Below are 17576 nucleotides of genomic sequence, written 5' to 3' on the forward strand. Positions count from 1 at the left end.
CCATATCAGAGTTCACCACCCACAGATATTGAAAAGGAAAAATACTCTAATATGAGTAAATTTTTGCATAGGCTGGAACAACTTTCCAGATTCCAAATAAAATTGGGTAGATTACAAAAATACTACTCTGAAAACGGCGATATAGATTTTAGACAAAAACGAATGGATGTCTTATTGGCTGTTGATTTGGCTCAATTAAGTTGGACTAGGAATATTGGTACTGCCATCCTTATTGCCGGGGATAGTGATTTTGTACCAGCTGTTCAAACTGCAAAAGATGCTGGTGTTTTAGTAAAACTTTATTATTCCAATTTTTCGGTTCATGACGAACTTCTAACATCTGCTGATGATAAAATATTGATCACTCGTGAAATGCTAGAAACGGTTGCGTTACATTAACCAATCACTTTTGTTTATTAATCCCCACACACCTGTTTTTGTTGATTTACGCCAATCGGCATTTGCCGTATTAGGTCCATCCCAAAAAGGGCACAATATCACTTTATGAAGTAATAAGAATCTTTGCAATCATTTAAGGGCGCGGATCTCTACCGTTTTAACATATGGAAGATATTAACCAGTTATTCTTATTTTTCAAGCTCCTGACAAGACCATAGATGTCCAGCCCCCTCAAAAGAGTGCTATCTCGCGGAAAACCGTAAATACTGCGTCCATGATCATGTTGAGTATTGGGGACCTATCCATTCGAATCGGAAGAATTCTGCATGATAAAACACCCGGGGCCGGTCCTCCCCCGATTCCCAATCATGGTCGTCTTGCACTTTTTTACAATCTAAATACGCAAAAAGTCACGCGATGCACCGTGCCACAAAACAGACACGATGTCACTTTACACTACACCTAAGTGGGGGGTGTAATTGTCAAATAGAGACGCAGATTTTCGAAGGGTACGCTGCATTATATGAAGAAAAAAGCTGAATGTGATCAGCCGTTCACGCTGAATAAGCATGTAAAAGAGCGGCTGGATCAGTGGGATCAAGGTGTAAACACTCGAACATAATAAACGCGAATATCGGGCTCGAAAATTGAGAGAGGAACGTGAACGGGAATACAAGGTTCCCTGCCACACAGATTCTTAGCTGGTTTGGGTGACCATTGCTTGGTTGTGCCCGGACTGCGGACAGATGGTGAGGGATTAATTGAAGGATTGTGACAGATTCCGGAAATCAAAAGACAATAATTATCGTTTCAAAATATAACCGGGGTTTGTGTTTTGCCAAAAATGCGGGAAAGAAAATCCAGAAGATAATAAATTTTGTAAGGAATGTGGTGCATCACTTGTTCAAACAAAATTATCCCCCGAACCCACTAACCCCGCATATCGATATTCTCCCGAACCAATCAGTATTATATTAGGATTGGCAATTATTGCCACCATGTATTTTTTGCCGTTAATCCCTTCTTATGCCAACAATCAGATTACTTTGGCAAAATACCAATCCCTATGCTCCGATTTTTTAGGATGTTCGGGGCCGCTTTCTTGGTGGTTTTATGCTGGGTGGCTGGCCGCCCTGTTTTTTATCATTATCGGCTTGTTGAATAAAACAAAAGTGTAAACTTATTTTCGCCCCCTTTGCATTTTCACAGTTAACAATGTGTTTTTTAAAAAATGAGATAATGCGCGTTCATGGATTATAAGCCAAACTTAATAAAAAAACTCCGCGACATCAGGGGTGAAACTCCTTTTATTATTTGACCGTGATAACAGATTATTTTTGAAAATCTCGTAACCCGCACGCGAGCCCACATGCCGCACTTTCAAAACTGTGATATCAGAAACGCTGTCGAATGTGATGGGTTGCAAAATGCGAGATACCGACTACCCTAAATTACAATGCGATGATATGAATTCGAACTTGCTCACAATACCGCCCGTTTCCGGAGAATATCAGACAATACCTGCAGGTTATGGTTCAGGAATTCCCGGTCCTCATCTGACAGCTCTTTCTCCGGATGGGTGCGGTCCGGCTGGATCCCGAGCAGCGTGACCCTCGTCCCGATCTCCAGTTCAACATAGTCCATGACAACCGAAAGCGGGAGGGCGTGCGTCGAGAAGAGGCTTGCCTGGATGCGCTCAGGGTCGATGACCGCGATCGTGCCGGGCCGTGCTCCCATATCGGCTGCGTCGAGAAAAAGGGTGTGGTCCGGCTGGAACCGGCGGAGGGGGCCGGTGATACTCTCCGGGACCGTGCCGGCAAAGAATACGCCGACATCCGGTAAGTGCACCTGATCAATCCTTTTCGCCGCGACCATGCCAAGCCGGTCAAAGGGCTGGAGCTCGTCGCCAATACCAACGACCGCAATCCGGCGGGCATCCTTAAGCCTGATCCGCAGAGATGCCCCGGGATCCTCGCCGGAAAACCGGTTCACGTAACCACGATCTCCCCGTCAGTGCCCGAACTCGAGAGCTCATTTTTCAGGAATATCGCCCCGGTCGGGCAGTGCCGCTCACAGAGGCCGCAGCGGATGCACTTGTATAGTTTTACCTGCGGCCGTTTCTTCCGGTTAAGGGTCTTCCCGTTGAACTCAACCTCCCGTGGGCCGTCGATCATGGTGATGGCCCGGGCCGGGCAGACAAGGGAACACTTCGAACACCCGATACACTTCTCATCGGTAATGGCAACCCTCCCGCGGAATGCTCCCGGGATAGGGACTTTTTCCTTCGGGTAGAGGATCGTGATCGGCCGTGACAGGAGGTTCTCAAACATCTCCCGCAGGACACTCATGCATACACCCAGAGATAGTTCATGACGAGGACGATCCCGACCTGCACGATAGAAGCGCTGGCGATATATTTCCAGCCGATATCGTTCAGCTGGTCGATCCGGATACGGCCGGTTGCTACCTTTATCGAGGACAGTATAAGGAGCACGGCAAGAGTCTTTGCAAGAAACAGGAAAAAGCCGACAACCACCGCAAGCCAGGCCGGTGTGACTGCCCACGGCATCAGGGGGCCGCCCAAAAAGACGGCCGCTATAAGTGCGCTCCCGACGACAAACGACACATCGACTGTCAGGTCCATAATGGCGAGCCTGCGCCCGGTCAACTCTGTCCACGGCCCGGCAACGATCTCGGTCTCCGCCTCGGGAATATCAAACGGTGTCCTCTCCAGTTTTGCCTGGAGCCCGATCAAGGCAACAATAAAACCGATCGGCTGGAGGAAGACAAACCACATGTTTTTCTGCTGCCAGATAACGATCTCCGAGATCGACCAGGTACCTGCCATCAGGGCCGGGGTCATAAGAGCAAGGAAGAACGGCACCTCGTAAATAAAGAGCTGGGTGACTGAACGGATCCCCCCGATGGCAGAGAAGATGTTCCGGGAGAGCCAGCCCAAGAGGAAGAGCACGATGGTCGGGAGCGACATGAGATAGAGGACGACAACGAGGTCGCCCTGGAATGCGAGCGGGCTGTTCCCGACGATGGGGATGTAGAGATATGCGGTCATGACCGCGGCGAGGGCGACAAGGGGTGCTGCATCGAATATCACCCTGTCCACACCGGCCGGATCGATGACCTCCTTCCCCAGCATCTTGATGAAATCCGCAAACGGCTGGAAAAACGGCGGGCCTACCCGCTGCTGCATCCTGGCCGCGATCTTACGGTCCAGGAACGCGAGAAACAGGGCATACAGAAAAAGGAATAAAAAGCCCGGGAAGATGAGAATATAGATTAACCCGGACACAGGGTCAGTCATGGTCGCACCAGCCCCTGATCGCGGGAACGGTTGCGCCGTATCAACTCATCAAAGCTCATAACTCCTGTTTTTTTAGTCTGGCTGTCCAGAAGCGTGATCCTTGATGTGCATGACAGGCATGGATCGATTGCGGCAACAATCACGGGCAAGTCAGCAAGGTTCTGGTTGACAAGGCAGATGGCAACCGAGGTCCAGTTTGCCAAGGTCGGCGTGCGGATATCGACACGTTCCACCTTGTCAGTCCCGTTTGTCCGGATAAAATGCGCCAGTTCTCCCCGCGGCGCTTCGTACCGGGAGAGGATCTCCCCGGTGGGCGCATTTCTTGGTGCGGTAACACGGATCGGTCCTTCCGGGAGATTTTCAAGGCAGTAGCGGACAATCTTGAGGCTCTCCCAGAGTTCCCCGATGCGGACACGCGTCCTGCCATAGACATCCCCGTTTGTATCGGTCACCACGTTCCAGGGCACGTCTGCATAGGCAAGGTACGGGTCATCCTTCCGGGTATCATAATCCACACCGCTTGCGCGTGCCGTCGGCCCGACGGTCCCGTACCTGAGAGCCTCCTCTTTTGAGAGCTTGCCGACACCCCGGAACCGGATGAGCATGGTCTCCTCGCTGTTCACCATGTCCACGTATTTTTTTATCCGTTCTTCGAGATTTGGCAGTCGCTCCAGGGCGGCAGTCACCTGGGCAGGCGTCAGGTCACGGCGGACGCCCCCGACTTCGTTCATACCATAGTGGACCCGGTTCCCGCTCATCTCCTCAACCGTATCTTGGACCGCCTCCCGGTCGCGCCATGTCCACATGAAGAGGGTATTGAACCCGATGACATGTGCAGCCACACCCAGCCAGAGAAGGTGGCTGTGCATCCGCTCCAGTTCCGCGATAATGGTGCGGATGTACTGGGCACGCGGTGGGACCTCGAGCTGCATGATCTCCTCGATTCCCTTGGCAAATGCCGTTGAGTGGGCGTGGGAACAGATCCCGCAGACCCGCTCCAGGAGGGGAAGGACCCGGATAAAGTCGCGCTGTTCGGCGGCCTTCTCGACTCCCCGGTGGTTATACGAAAGGTCAAGTTCGAGGCGGACAATCTTTTCACCTTCGATAACAACCTTGAAATTCACCGGTTCCTTGAGGGCGGGATGATGCGGGCCGATGGAGACAACAACCTCGGGCATTTTCAGGTCCTCTCCACTTTTATGCCCCCGTAGAAGGTATCCGGGCCAGGCTTCCAGTCCTTCCGCAGGGGAAATTCGTTCGCCGGCCAGTCTTCGTTTAACATGATCCGGTTCAGGTTGGTATTGCCGGTAAAGGTGATGCCGAAAAGGTCGTGGATCTGTCGTTCGTAGATCGCCGCAGGTGGGAGGATATCAGAGGTTGTCGGGATCGCCGGCTGATCCCGCGTGAGTTCAATGGCGATAGAAAGAACCATGCGGTGAGGGCCGGTCAGGTGGTAGATCAGTTCAAGCGTCCTTGTGTTATCCACCGCACTGATGGTGATCAGGCGGTCGCACCCGAGCATGGCCTGGGCCGTCTTTATCGTATCATGGACCTTGTCCGGTGTCGTTGTTATCCTGATACGGTTTTTCCGGACCAGTTCCGAATTCCCGAATTCCTTCATCTTCCCTGCGACCATGTCCAGCGTCAGCGGGCCGGTCATGGTACCACCTTACAGATGTTCGTGTCAGTACCGGTAACCGGGACGGCCTTTTTCTGCCGCCACTCCTTCCCGCCATGGGCCGCATCCTCGTGGACGAGGTTCAGGCATGTCACGACGCCATTGATGATTTCGTCCGGGCGAGGCGGGCAGCCGGCGACATAGACATCAATGGGGATTACTCTGTCAACACAGTCCATCATGTGGTACAGGCCGTGGAATACCCCCCCTGACGCACCGCAGGCACCCATGGCGATCACATATTTCGGCTCGGGTATCTGTTCCCAGACACGGCGCAGGCGGGACGCCTGTTTCAGCGTGACGTGGCCGGTGACTATCAGGATATCGGCATGCCGGGGCGAGCCCTTGACAAGCATCCCGAAACGCTCGATATCAAACCGGGGCATCAGACATGCGATAATCTCGATATCACAGGCATTGCAGGCACCGCTGTTAAAGATCGTAATCCAGGGTGATTTCATCCGCGCCCAGTTCACGAGACGCTGGCTCATGCCGGCTGCCGGGACTGCCATGGTTAATCATCACCTCCGTGGGAAAATATAAACCCATGGATCGGGACATTTCCGCCGGCATTGTGCCGGAAACCACAAACGTCCTCTGGCTGCCCCCCCGGGACACCGGTATACAGACGAATACATGTTCTCATTGCTCCCACCTCAGGACCGTTACCGCAACCGCCATGATGACCAGGTACCCGAGAGGCCCCCAGAGGGGTGCATCGGGAGGGGAGGTTGCAAGAACGAGTGCTGCCACGTGCACGACCGTGAAGAACAGGGCCACGTAGAAGAACTGGTACCCGGGCTGCCAGACCTGCGCCACCGCAACTTCGCCGCCGACATAGGGCATGGTCTTGTTGACGGACGGTATAGATGCCGGTGCAACCGTGCGGGACCACCAGTAAATCAGGCACCCGATCACAAGAGCATCCACCATGATGGTAATCGGTGACGCCATGAGATCCCACAGCAGCATTCATGCCACCCCCCACGTGAAGATCTGCCCGGCTGCATGCGAGATCCAGGTAAACGACTCCGGGAAAAGCCCGAAATAGACCGTGACAATCGCGAGAAATACCACGGCGGTAACCACCGGGAAGGGAATTGTTATCCGGTGCACGGGGCACCGGTCGCCTTCCGTCCCATAGAACATGAGCGTCGATATGATCGGCACATAATACCCAAGGGAAAGAGCGCTGTTCAGGACAAGGACCAAGGCAAGAACGACGCCGCTCATCATCGAGGTCGCCATGCCGGCCTGTACAAGGAGCAACTTCCCGAGAAAACCGGCAGTGAAGGGAACACCGCTCAGTCCGAAAATGAAGATATCAAAGGAGATGCCGAGAAGGGAATGTTTTGCACCCAGCCCCCTCATCTGTGCAGTCTCGTAGGATCCTGCATCCCGAGCAAACGTATCTGTGGCGATGAACGCTCCCGCCTTCATCATCGTATACGCGATGGCATAATAGAGGCCGGCAGTGAACCCCAGGGGCAGGTTATAGACCATGCCGATTCCGAACCCGAGGAGGATATACCCCGTCTGGGCCACGCTTGAGTATGCAAGGACATACCGGAGATCCCGCTGGTTGAGTGCAAGAAGATTTCCCGCTGTCATGGTCAGGACTGCAAAAAAAATGACGAGGATGCCAATGGTCTTGGGAATACCGCCGGCAGGCAGGGCAGAGAGGGTAAGAAACAATGCAATCAGGACACCTATCTTTGTCGGGCCCACCATGATCGCGGTAACCCCCACAGGTGCCCGGGCATAGGCATCCGGAAGCCAGGTGTGCAGTGGGACGATCGCCAGTTTCACCCCATACCCGAGCAGGATCAGGATGGCTGCAAAGATTACAAGCGACGGGTCTGCACCGGCAAGGGCTTTGGGGAGTTCTGACAGGTTCAGGGTATGCCCGATGAGGTACAGGATTGCCACCCCGAAGAGGGCGGTCAGCGTCCCCACAACTCCCTGCAGCATGTATTTCATGGCCGACGAAAGCGCTGCCGGATCTTCCTTGTGACGGTAGGCGCACAGGGCATATACCGGGATGGCCGACAGCTCGACCATGACAAAAATAGTGAAGAGGTCATTTGCAAACCCTATTGCCATCGCACCGGCCAGTGCAAACAGGAAAAGCGGATAATACAGGTGGACCGGCCCTTTCGGATCAAGGCTCCCTTCAGAAGCCCATGCTGACACAGCACCAATCCCCGTGACAAGAAGTCCCCCGGTAATGCCGGTAAACGAGAGAGGAGAGAGTGTGGCGTGCCGGGCAATCACGGAAAGCAAAATAAAGAAGGTTCCAAGGAGTATCAGAGCGGTCAGCGTCCCGCTCCAGTGACGGAGGTTTTGCGGAAGGATCTTCGTGATGAAATAGATCGCTATGCCACACATTGCGACAACAAGGGGGGTGGCAGCCGCAATATCAGCGGGTATCACAAGCCCACCCCCAGGATGACCACCGCGACGAGGGCGACAAGGACACTCCCGAACATGGCGATATTCCAGTTTGCATCACGGTTTTCCATACCCATGGCGACCTTCCCGGCAGTAAAGAGCGTGAGGGCTGCAGCGACTGCACAGCGGTAGACACGCACGAAAACCTCCTGGAGACCGCCGGCAAAGGCGGTAATGCCATGAGCCAGTCCCAGATAGGCCACGTCAATATCCCGGATGTGCGTTTCATGAGGCAGGAGGATCTTCCGCCCGACCGCAAAGAAGAAGAGCACGGCAGCGCCAAGGACCAGGAGGGCACTGGCCAGATGCTCCGGGTCATATGCCAGGTACGTGGTCGGGTAGGGCAGGAAACCGTAGAGGATCTGCGGGAATATCCCGATGATGATGCATAATGCTGCAGCACCGAGCATGCCGGCCTGCATGAGGAGTGGCGGGTCCGAGGCCTCGGTGCTGCCCGGGCGTAAAAATGCGAAATATCCCAGCTTGAGGAAGGATAAGCATGTCCCGAAGGACGCGATCTCAAGGAGTACCCAGAGCCAGAAACTGGTGTTTTGCGCGGCCATGAGCACCATCCCCTTGGAAACGTAGCCGTTGAAGAGCGGCACTCCTGAGATCGCGAATGCCGCGATCCAGAATGCAAACGCCGTGACCGGCATCTTTTTCTGGAGCCCGCCGATGCGGCTGAGCAGGTTCTCACCGGTCTTCCATATAATCACGCCAACCACCATGAACAGGAGCGTCTTGTAAAGGATATTGTTGACGAGGTGGGCCATGCCACCGTCAAGGCCGAGCTGCCCGATCCCGTTTGCTGCTCCCAGCCATCCCAGGATCCCAATCCCGGCGACCATGTAGCCAACCTGGGAGATGATATGGTACGAGAGGAGACGGCGCATATCATTCTGGAAGACCGCAAACGTTACGCCATACACGGCCATGAGCGCCCCCATAAATGCAATATATTCTGTCCCCGGCTGGGCCCGTGCAAGGAGATACACCGCTGCTTTCGTAGTGTAGACGCACAAAAAGACACTTGCGACGAAGTTGGCCCGGGGGTAGGCATCCGGAAGCCAGGTGTGCAAGGGGATAAACGCCATATTCACGCCGATCCCAAGGACGATCATCACGGTTGCCCACAGCTGGTAGGTCGCATTGGGAATGCCGGCAAGAGGCCCGACTATGGGGGAACCCGCCCCTAAAAAGAGCAGGGCGATCCCGGCAGAAAGGAGGGCCCCCCCGAGACCATGGAAGAGGAGGTAGCGGTATCCCGCCCGGATCGCTTCCCCGCCTTCCTGCCAGATGAGGAACGTCGAGGTAATCGCCATGAGCTCCCAGAAGATCAAGAGGGTGATCCAGTCCCCTGCAAAGACCACACCAAGCGAGGCGCCGGCATAGAGCAGGGCAAAAAGGTGGAGACGGGGTGCTGCAACGGCTGCGGCATAGAGGATTATAAGGAACGTGATGATCGCAAAGATGACCCCCGTCAGGTACGAGAGGCTGTCAACTCTCAGAAGGATCAGGGTATACCCGGCAAAGGGGAGATCCCATTGCATCACGCCAAGAGCAGCCGTGCCGGCAAAGGCCCCTCCGGGAAGGAGGAGGACATCGGCAAGAGCGAGCCCGCCGAGAAGAATGAGCCCGGCCTGCCGTGCACGCCCCTTTAGTGCCAGCACGAGCGGTGCACCGATAAGGAAGATCAGGAATGGCGGGATCGCGGTACCAGGTACCAGGGTTCCTGATGCGAGTACCGCAGTATGGGTCACGCTCGCCGCAACCTGGGCACAGAGAGCGAACGGGCTAAGAGGATACGCAGTCCAGAGGCCAAGGACCAGTGCTCCTGCTGCGGTCACCAGTATCGGGGCACGGAGTGTCATGCGGACCTTCGGTATTTTACCTTCGGACTGCCCGAAAAATGCCCGCATGATGATGGGCAGGAAATACGCAAGGTTCAGGACGCTCGCTGAAATGAGGAGAAGGAGAATCCACCACATACTGATATTTCCTGCACCAATTCCCAGCGAGAGATAGTACTTGGCGATGAACCCTGCCATGGGGGGCAGCCCTACCATGCTCAGGGTTGCAAGGGTGAATGCACCAAACTCCCATGGCATTTTCCGGCCGATACCATCGAGCTCAGAGATCTTTTTCTTCCCGGTCTCCACGGCCACTGCACCGGCAACAAAAAACATGGTCAGCTTGCCGAACGCATGGGCACAGAATGCATAGGTCGCCCCGATCACCGCGGCAGCTCTCCAAGCATCAGAAACCCCGGATATCCCGGGCGGCACCAGCACGGCAGCGCCCAGGATCATGTAACTGAGCTGGCTGATCGTGGAGTACGCGAGCCTGAGTTTGAAGTCATCCTGCAGCAGCGCAAGGAGAGAGCCGACGATAATCGTGATGACTGCTACTGCAATGACGATGTTCTGAAGCCCCAGCCCCGCCATCAAGCCGGGCCCGTACAGGTACAGCATAACGCGGAAGAGCCCGAAAACACCGGCATTCACAACGGCAACGGCATGCAGGAGCCCACTGACGGGTGTCGGGGCGATCATGGCACTGGGCAGCCACCCGTGAACCGGGACAAGCGCTGCCTTGACGGCAAAACCCGCCAGGAGGAGGAGAAAGGCAAGCCGGGCAAAGTCGGGGGCTATGGCTGCGATACCGGGATTGCCACCGGCAACAAAGTCAAGGGTGTTTCCCATAGCGAGCAGGATCATCATCCCCGCGACGATCGCGACTCCCCCGGCCTGGGTGTAAAAGAGATACTTCCTCCCTGCTGCAAGCGCTTCCCGCGTCTCGGTATGGACAACAAGAGGCCATGCGGCAATGGCAAGGATCTCGTAGAACACGAACATTGAGAAGAGGTTGGAGGAGAGTGCAATCCCCATGACCGACCCGATGGTGATGGCAAAGCTGGCATAATATCGCGTTTGCGCATGTTCCCTGAGCCCACGCATATAGCCGATACTGTACACGGTCGTAATGATCCAGAGCAGTGAGGCGAGGAATGCGAACATGAGGCCGAGGGCATCGGCAGCGAACTGGAGGGAGAGGCCGGGAAGTATCTGGAGCGAAGGAGTGGAGATAGCTTGTGCTACAAATGCCGAGGGGAGGGCGAGGATGCAGAAGAGGAACGTCAGGACCGCAGATGCAAGCGACGCGGCTTCGCGGGCATCCGGGCGGTTGTTCAGAAGTATCACAAAACCGGTCCCGATAAACGGCATCGCAACGATAAGAACAAGCATCCACGGCTGGACCGCCATCACAGGTCACCACCCCGTGAAAGCCGGGAAATGGCAGCAATATCGAAAGTCTTGTACACCCTTCGCAGCAGGATGACCAGTGCCAGCGCGACACCTGCAACGACCGCCTCGATGGCGATCAGGGTGATGACCACTGCCTGGGACACCCCCACGTCACCGGCAAGATATCCCCCCAGAACAAAGAGAAGGCTGACCCCTTTTCCGAGAAATTCGAGCCCCATGACCATTTTGATCAGATTACAGCGGGCAATCAGACTTGCAAGCCCGATAGCAAAGAGTGCACCGGCGACAAGCATAATCACCGGCGCAAGAGCGGGGATCATGGCTGCGTCCTCCGGGAATAATTCAGGCCAAGGAGCAGGAGGATTGACATGACACCGGCAAGCATGATGAACCCCTGGAGGATCACCTCGTACGTGCGCCCTTTCCACAGCGCTTCACCTGCCGCTACCACCAGAGGGGGGGTGACCGGCCAGGAAGTAAAATGCGGGATCACGATCACAATAAAAAGGAGAAGAAAAACCACGCCCATGAACAACGCACAGGCATTTTTTGCATTCATGTGCGCACCTTTTCCTCTTCGCCACCCGCAAGGACAAGGGCCACGAGCAAGAGAACTGCCACAAGGCCTGCGCCAACCGTAAGCTCAAGGGCACCGGCGTACGCGGATGACAGGACGAAAAACAAGGTTGCAAGACCTGTACTTGAGATCGCGAATGCAATAACCGCCCGGATGAGATTTTTCTGCAACACCGCGATCAGTGCCATGGCAACCGTCGCCACGCCGATTGCAAGCACGATAATAACGTCAGGTCCTGGCATCGGGTATCACGCCCCCCTGCCAGAATCCTGGTGCCGGTCCGCGGGTTGAACAGAAGCCGTTCCCCGGCGTGGGGAAAAAAACGCTGAGTGAAAAAAGACCCCTGCTCCCTTCAACACTGGGTTAACAGAACGGGAGGGATCGGTCATGGTAATCTTCCGGGGTTACCTGCAATTCCCCGCCATTCTGCGGCAGAATGCCGGTTTTCATGATGATTTTGTTGGTAATTCCACTACATAGCTGGTGATTTCCATTCTTTACTCGATGATTTCATCTTATCACAACAGAGAGCATAAACCTTTGGTTGCACCGCATGCCGGAACATTTATCTTCGTAAACGTCCCGATGTATCCACTCTCTGGAAAAAAACACGGGCCAAAAACAGGCAGGAAGTCATCTGAAGGTTTTTAAAAGAAATGGTGACGGTCTGTCAAACCGGGCTATCCCTGATCCGGTTTCAGGAAAACAAAAAATGTAAAAATTATTGGTTAGGTTCATCCTTTTTTTCCGGCTTGGCCGGTTTTACGTACGTGATCGCGAAGACCTCGACGGATTTTTCCACAGCCGGCCCCGTATACTGGGTATCCATAAAGAGGCACTTCGACGGGCAGGTGTCAACACAGGAGCTGCACACAACGCAGCGGAACCGGTCGATCTGCCAGGTTTTCGCTTCCTTGTTCAGCAGGATCGCCTGCGACGGGCATTTCTTCACGCAGATACTGCAGGAAATGCACTTGCTACCGTCATACGCTACGTGCCCCCGCGTGAGACCCGTCTTTTTCGCGGGCTGGTATGGGTACAGGATCGTGGCTGGCCGGCTCATGACGGTCTTTAAGGCCGTCTTTGTCATCTCGAAAAAGCCCATCGCAGATCACCGCTCCGTACAGCTGATACAGGGATCGATCGACAACACGATCACCGGGACATCGGCAAGCTCACAACCCTGTAGCATTTTGATAAGCGACGGGATGTTGGACAGGGTCGGCGTCCGGATCCGGGACCGGACCAGGAACTTGGTCCCGTTACCCTTGATGTAATGGACCAGCTCGCCACGGGGCTGCTCGGCACGGCAGAAGAACTCGCCATTGGGAGCACCGGTCACCTTGACCTCGATCGGACCATCCGGGATCTTCCGGATCGCCTGCTGGATCAGGTCGATGGAACTGAAGAGTTCCTTGCACCGCACGAGGCAGCGGGAATAGGCGTCCCCGCAGCTGTCCGTGACCATCGAAAAGTTGAGTTTCCCGTAGGCAGCATACCCGGTCTTGCGCAGGTCGATCGCGACGCCGCTCCCCCTGCCGGTCGGCCCGACCGCACCGAGGTGATAGGCATCCTCGCGGGAAAGAACCCCGACATTTCGTGTCCGGTGCCGGACAGTATCGTCGTGGAGGAAGACATTGGTCAGGTCCTCGATCTCCTTTCTGATACTGTCAAGGTTGCTGCTCATTTCGGCGAGTTTCTCGTTCGCGATATCTCGCCGGACCCCGCCGATCTTGCAGGTGCCCTGGATTACCCTGCCACCGGTTGTCTGTTCGAACACGTCAAGGATCCGCTCCCGTATCCTCCACGCGTTCATGAACAGGTTTTCAAAACCGAAAGAATCGGCAAAGAGCCCCAGCCAGAGGAGGTGGGAGTGCAGCCTTGAGTACTCGGACCATATCGTCCGGAGGTAATCGGCACGCTCCGGCACCTCGATATTCATGATCTGTTCGACACCGACACAGTAGGTCATGCCGTGGATGAAACTGCAGATCCCGCAGGTGCGCTCGGCAACATAGACGTATTCGGTGAACTCCCGTTTCTCCACGAGTTTCTCGAATCCCCGGTGGATGTACCCGATTGAGGGGATGACATCGACCACCCTCTCGTCCTCGAGCACGAGGTCGAGGTGGATCGGTTCGGGAAGGACCGGATGCTGGGGCCCGAAGGGGACGATGATCTGCTTTGTCATGGTTTCTCCCCTTTCACAATAGTGACCCCGAACGGGTATTTCACCGATGTCCTGATGAAGGTGCCCTTGAAATCGATATTGATCCCCTTTACCTGAATACCGAAGAGATCATGCATCTCGTTCTCATACACGAATGCACCCCAGTACATACCGGTGATGCTCGGGATTTCCGTCTCGGCAGTAACGGTGATCCGCAGGTTTTTGAGGACATAGTCCTTGTCAAAGGAGTAATTGATCTCAAAGGCGTTGTCGCCTACCTTCGTGCATCCGATCTGGGCGAGCCGGTAGCCCTCATTCCTGCACTGTTCCACACTCCCGATGAGTTTCCCGACATCGATGGGGATAATAGACTGCTCCTGTGTTATCATACGGAATCACCTGCCGGTTTTCTTGTGGCAGCCGGTCTGTCGTTCATCGCCTGCCTCTTTGCTTCCAGGATCCCGAGGGCCTTGACCACACCGTCGATAATTGCCTCGGGCCGGGCCGCACACCCGGGAACGAAGACGTCCACGGGGATCACCTTGTCAATACCGCCCATCACGTTATAGCACTCCCGGAAGATGCCGCCGGACGCGGCACAGATGCCGATCGCCACCACGACTTTCGGGTCCGCCATCTGGTCGTATGTATTTTTGAGGATCTCCCGGTTCTGCTCGTTGACGCTTCCCGTGACGAGGAAGACATCGGCATGCTTCGGGTTGCCGGTATTGACAATCCCGAACCGTTCCACGTCATAGACAGGGGTCAGTGCCGCGAGCACTTCGATGTCGCACCCGTTGCAGGACGATGCGTCATAGTGGATGATCCAGGGGGATTTTGCCAGATAGGTCATGGCACGACCACCATCCTCAGGTAATACAATACCCCCAGGTTGATGACGCCGAGGGTTCCCGCAACGAGCCAGGCACTCCGGAGCGTCATCTGCCACTTCACCCGCGATGTCGTGTTGTCGATGAGGATCTCAAGGAAATAGGCGATGATTATGGCCGCGATGGCGATGAAGGGGTTCCATGCAAAGAACAGGTAGACAACCCCCAGCAGGAAGACGTACTCGTACCAGTGGGCGATCTCGATCCTTCCAAGGTTCGGGCCGGCAAAATCGGTCGTGACCCCCTTGACAATCTCCTGGTGCGCATGATGGGACGTGGACAGATCGAATGGCGACTTCCTCAGTTTGATGGTCAGGACGATCAGGTAACCGATGAAGACACCCGGGAGGTACAGGATAATCGGCGTGGTGGACTGCACAATTGACCCCACATAGAAGCTTTTGGTCACCATGTACATCCCCACGGCCGTGAGGATGATCATCGGCTCATACGCGATGATCTGGATCAGTTCACGTTCTGCCCCGATATGGCTGTACGGGGAGAACGCTGCGTACGCCCCCAGCACGAGAAAGATATGCGAGAGCGTGAACGCGAAGATCACAAGGAGCATATCCCCTCCGGAGAAGAAGAGGGCTCCCGCAACGGCCATGAAGACGAGGTAGCTCAGGGCATAGAAGTTCTGGGTCGTCGTGACGACAAGGTTCTCCTTTTCGAAGAACTTCCCGACATCGTAGAAGGGCTGGAGGAGGGGCGGCCCGACCCGCCCCTGCATCCGGGCAGTCACCTTACGGTCGATCCCGGCAATAAGCCCCCCCAGCACCGGCGCGAGGAGCAGGTAGATGATCGCTTTGACGATCGCTTCGTACGGTTCCGGGATCACAGGATCACCCCTACGATCATGATTAAGGCAATGAGGATAAGGCCCCAGCACACGAGCGTGCCGGTCATGAAGAGTTTTTCCTCACCGAAGTAGTTTTTCAGATAATAATTCGAGAGCACAAGGTCGTGGGAGATCCCCATTGAACCTGTATACTTCATGCCGCCTTCCGTGGTCATCCCGCCCATATACGGCGGCGCCATCCGCGGCGCCTTACCGGTGAACAGCATGGAGAACGGCATGATGATCAAGAGGCCGAGCATCAGGAGCATGATCGTGATATTGGCCTGCGCGAGCCGCGTCGTCTCCCCGTAAATCTGCATCACGAACGGCTCGATGAGTGCCGAGGAGATCAGCGGGAAGATCAAGGCAACTATGACGACGAGCCCGGTGAGTATGTACAGGACTGCCCATTTCTCCGGCCTGATCCCGGTCTCCAGGTTCTCCTGATGCCGCATCACCGAGATGATCTTCCCCATCCACTTGCACCAGAAGAAGAGGCTGGCCGAACCGCCGAATGCAAGGATGACGATGAAGACGAGGCCGAAGGGGGCGGTGATGAACGCCTCTATCGCTGCCCATTTGGAGATGATCATACCAAACGGTGCAAGGAACATACCGGCCATGCCGATGAACATCATAACGGCAAGCTTCGGCATGCGCTCGATGAGTCCGCCCATATCCTCGATATCCCGGCTGCCGATACGGTTTTCCACCGTGCCGACGCAGAGGAACAGGAGCGATTTCGCGACCGCATGGAAGATCATCAGGAGGATCGCTACCCACATGAGGTTGTAGGTTCCCACACCGGCACAGGCGACGATCAGCCCGAGGTTCCCGATGGTGGAATAGGCAAGCACCCTTTTTGCATTGCTCTGTGATATTGCCATGCAGGAGGCCAGGAGGAACGTTATCCCGCCGACGAGGGCAATCATGAGGCCCTCGGTAGTGCCGGTCAGGACAGGGGCGAACCGTAGGATAATATACACCCCGGCCTTTACCATCGTGCTGGAATGCAGCAGGGCCGAAACCGGCGTGGGGGCAACCATGGCACCCAGGAGCCAGGACGAGAACGGCAGCTGGGCTGCTTTTGTGAGACCGGCAAAACTGATCAGGACTGCGGGGATGATGGCAAACACGTATCCCGAATGGATCAGGGTATTGAGCTCCAGCAGTCTCCCGGACGGGTCCATTGCCGCAATATAGATCAGGGCAGCGGCAAACGCGACCCCGCCCAGCAGGTTCATGGAGAGAGCGAGGAAGGCATTGTTGGTCGCCTCTTCGGTCTGGGAATACCCGATCAGGACAAACGAACAGAAGGTCGTGATCTCCCAGAAGAAGAGGATCCAGACAAGGTTGTTGGAAAAGACCAGTCCAAACATGGCGGAGAGGAAGGCAAACAGCAGGAAAAAGAACATCCTGCGACGATCCTTAATCTCCGGATGGTGCTGGTGATAGGTCTCCATGTAGCCCAGCGAATAGACACAGATCAGGCTCCCGATGATCCCGACAATGAGCGCCATGATGATCGAGAGCTGGTCGAAAAAGAGGTTATAGCTCAGTTCGATATGCCGGCCATACGTCATCTCGAACCAGAGGATCAGGGCAGCCTGAACAAGGACCAGGATCACAGCAGAATATTTCTTGTGCCGGATACCGAGGTAGAGCAGGTAAACCGCAATCACCAGCTCGATGATGATCATGACAAGATCGACCGGCCCGCTTGAAACGGCGTAGGTGATCAGGCCCTTATCAAACCCGACAGCGAGCAGATAGAGCGATACCGCACCGATGCCCAATGCGGAAATCTTGACTATCCAGCTGGTATCAAAGCTTTTTCCTGCAAAAAGCAGGACGATCGCAGATATCAGCGGAAAAAGGATCAGAAACAGCAACAACTGAATGATTTGCACCAGATACCCTCCCTCCATAAATATGGGTATTTTTCATTATTAATCATATTGAATTGCATATGAACAGCAGTTTTC

The 17576-nt window shown here is 55.1% G+C and carries 20 protein-coding genes; 2 read left to right on the forward strand and 18 right to left on the reverse strand.

The window, feature by feature from the left end; translation table 11 throughout:
- Nucleotides 1-399, forward strand: a 399-nt coding sequence (locus tag QZN75_RS02135) for an NYN domain-containing protein (protein ID WP_292424146.1), incomplete at its 5' end; no start/stop codon positions are given.
- Nucleotides 400-1229: 830 nt separating this feature from the next.
- Nucleotides 1230-1577 (forward strand): zinc ribbon domain-containing protein, encoded by a 348-nt coding sequence (locus QZN75_RS02140; protein ID WP_292424148.1) that lies wholly within the window; start codon nt 1230-1232, stop codon nt 1575-1577.
- A 304-nt stretch (nt 1578-1881) separates the two neighbouring features.
- On the opposite strand, the gene QZN75_RS02145 is transcribed toward QZN75_RS02140, so the two are convergent.
- The 18 genes from QZN75_RS02145 to QZN75_RS02230 all read right to left on the reverse strand — a co-directional run bounded on the left by QZN75_RS02145 (nt 1882) and on the right by QZN75_RS02230 (nt 17501).
- On the reverse strand, nt 1882-2391 hold the full coding sequence (locus QZN75_RS02145; RefSeq protein WP_292424150.1) for a hydrogenase maturation protease: 510 nt from the start codon (nt 2389-2391) through the stop codon (nt 1882-1884).
- Nucleotides 2388-2747: a 4Fe-4S binding protein gene (locus QZN75_RS02150; protein WP_292424153.1), complete on the reverse strand. Its 360-nt coding sequence runs from the start codon at nt 2745-2747 to the stop codon at nt 2388-2390. The genes QZN75_RS02145 and QZN75_RS02150 overlap by 4 nt, the downstream gene beginning before the upstream one ends.
- A complete protein-coding gene (locus QZN75_RS02155; RefSeq protein WP_292424156.1) occupies nt 2744-3718 on the reverse strand; it encodes a complex I subunit 1 family protein in 975 nt (324 codons plus the stop codon). Before QZN75_RS02155 ends, QZN75_RS02150 begins: the two co-directional genes overlap by 4 nt.
- Entirely contained in the window at nt 3715-4896 is a 1182-nt protein-coding gene (locus tag QZN75_RS02160) for a nickel-dependent hydrogenase large subunit (protein WP_292424159.1), read from the reverse strand. The genes QZN75_RS02155 and QZN75_RS02160 overlap by 4 nt, the downstream gene beginning before the upstream one ends.
- 2 nt (nt 4897-4898) lie before the next feature.
- Complete coding sequence (locus QZN75_RS02165; protein ID WP_292424162.1) at nt 4899-5378, reverse strand: NADH-quinone oxidoreductase subunit C; 480 nt, start codon at nt 5376-5378, stop codon at nt 4899-4901.
- Nucleotides 5375-5908 carry an NADH-quinone oxidoreductase subunit B family protein gene (locus tag QZN75_RS02170; RefSeq protein ID WP_292424165.1) on the reverse strand — a complete coding sequence of 178 codons (534 nt, stop codon included), beginning with the start codon at nt 5906-5908 and terminating at the stop codon, nt 5375-5377. Before QZN75_RS02170 ends, QZN75_RS02165 begins: the two co-directional genes overlap by 4 nt.
- Nucleotides 5909-6038: 130 nt before the next feature.
- Nucleotides 6039-6368, reverse strand: a complete 330-nt coding sequence (locus tag QZN75_RS02175; protein WP_292424167.1) for a hypothetical protein — start codon at nt 6366-6368, stop codon at nt 6039-6041.
- Complete coding sequence (locus tag QZN75_RS02180) at nt 6369-7829, reverse strand: NADH-quinone oxidoreductase subunit N (protein ID WP_292424169.1); 1461 nt, start codon at nt 7827-7829, stop codon at nt 6369-6371.
- A complete protein-coding gene (locus QZN75_RS02185; protein ID WP_292424173.1) occupies nt 7826-11110 on the reverse strand; it encodes a Na(+)/H(+) antiporter subunit D in 3285 nt (1094 codons plus the stop codon). The genes QZN75_RS02180 and QZN75_RS02185 overlap by 4 nt, the downstream gene beginning before the upstream one ends.
- Entirely contained in the window at nt 11110-11433 is a 324-nt protein-coding gene (locus QZN75_RS02190) for an NADH-quinone oxidoreductase subunit K (RefSeq protein ID WP_292424176.1), read from the reverse strand. The genes QZN75_RS02185 and QZN75_RS02190 overlap by 1 nt, the downstream gene beginning before the upstream one ends.
- A complete protein-coding gene (locus tag QZN75_RS02195; RefSeq protein ID WP_292424179.1) occupies nt 11430-11672 on the reverse strand; it encodes a hypothetical protein in 243 nt (80 codons plus the stop codon). Before QZN75_RS02195 ends, QZN75_RS02190 begins: the two co-directional genes overlap by 4 nt.
- Complete coding sequence (locus QZN75_RS02200; protein WP_292424180.1) at nt 11669-11932, reverse strand: hypothetical protein; 264 nt, start codon at nt 11930-11932, stop codon at nt 11669-11671. The genes QZN75_RS02195 and QZN75_RS02200 overlap by 4 nt, the downstream gene beginning before the upstream one ends.
- A 479-nt stretch (nt 11933-12411) precedes the next feature.
- Entirely contained in the window at nt 12412-12795 is a 384-nt protein-coding gene (locus QZN75_RS02205; protein ID WP_292424183.1) for a 4Fe-4S dicluster domain-containing protein, read from the reverse strand.
- A gap of 6 nt (nt 12796-12801) precedes the next feature.
- Nucleotides 12802-13881 carry a nickel-dependent hydrogenase large subunit gene (locus QZN75_RS02210; protein ID WP_292424185.1) on the reverse strand — a complete coding sequence of 360 codons (1080 nt, stop codon included), beginning with the start codon at nt 13879-13881 and terminating at the stop codon, nt 12802-12804.
- Entirely contained in the window at nt 13878-14249 is a 372-nt protein-coding gene (locus tag QZN75_RS02215) for an NADH-quinone oxidoreductase subunit C (RefSeq protein ID WP_292424188.1), read from the reverse strand. The genes QZN75_RS02210 and QZN75_RS02215 overlap by 4 nt, the downstream gene beginning before the upstream one ends.
- Nucleotides 14246-14713, reverse strand: coding sequence for an NADH-quinone oxidoreductase subunit B family protein (locus QZN75_RS02220; RefSeq protein WP_292424191.1), 468 nt, complete (start codon nt 14711-14713; stop codon nt 14246-14248). The genes QZN75_RS02215 and QZN75_RS02220 overlap by 4 nt, the downstream gene beginning before the upstream one ends.
- Nucleotides 14710-15591, reverse strand: coding sequence for a respiratory chain complex I subunit 1 family protein (locus QZN75_RS02225; RefSeq protein WP_292424193.1), 882 nt, complete (start codon nt 15589-15591; stop codon nt 14710-14712). Before QZN75_RS02225 ends, QZN75_RS02220 begins: the two co-directional genes overlap by 4 nt.
- Nucleotides 15588-17501, reverse strand: a complete 1914-nt coding sequence (locus QZN75_RS02230; RefSeq protein WP_292424195.1) for an NADH-quinone oxidoreductase subunit L — start codon at nt 17499-17501, stop codon at nt 15588-15590. The genes QZN75_RS02225 and QZN75_RS02230 overlap by 4 nt, the downstream gene beginning before the upstream one ends.
- Between the last annotated feature and the right edge of the window lie 75 nt (nt 17502-17576).

The organism is Methanoregula sp. (genome assembly GCF_003170075.1).
Lineage (GTDB): Archaea > Halobacteriota > Methanomicrobia > Methanomicrobiales > Methanospirillaceae > Methanoregula.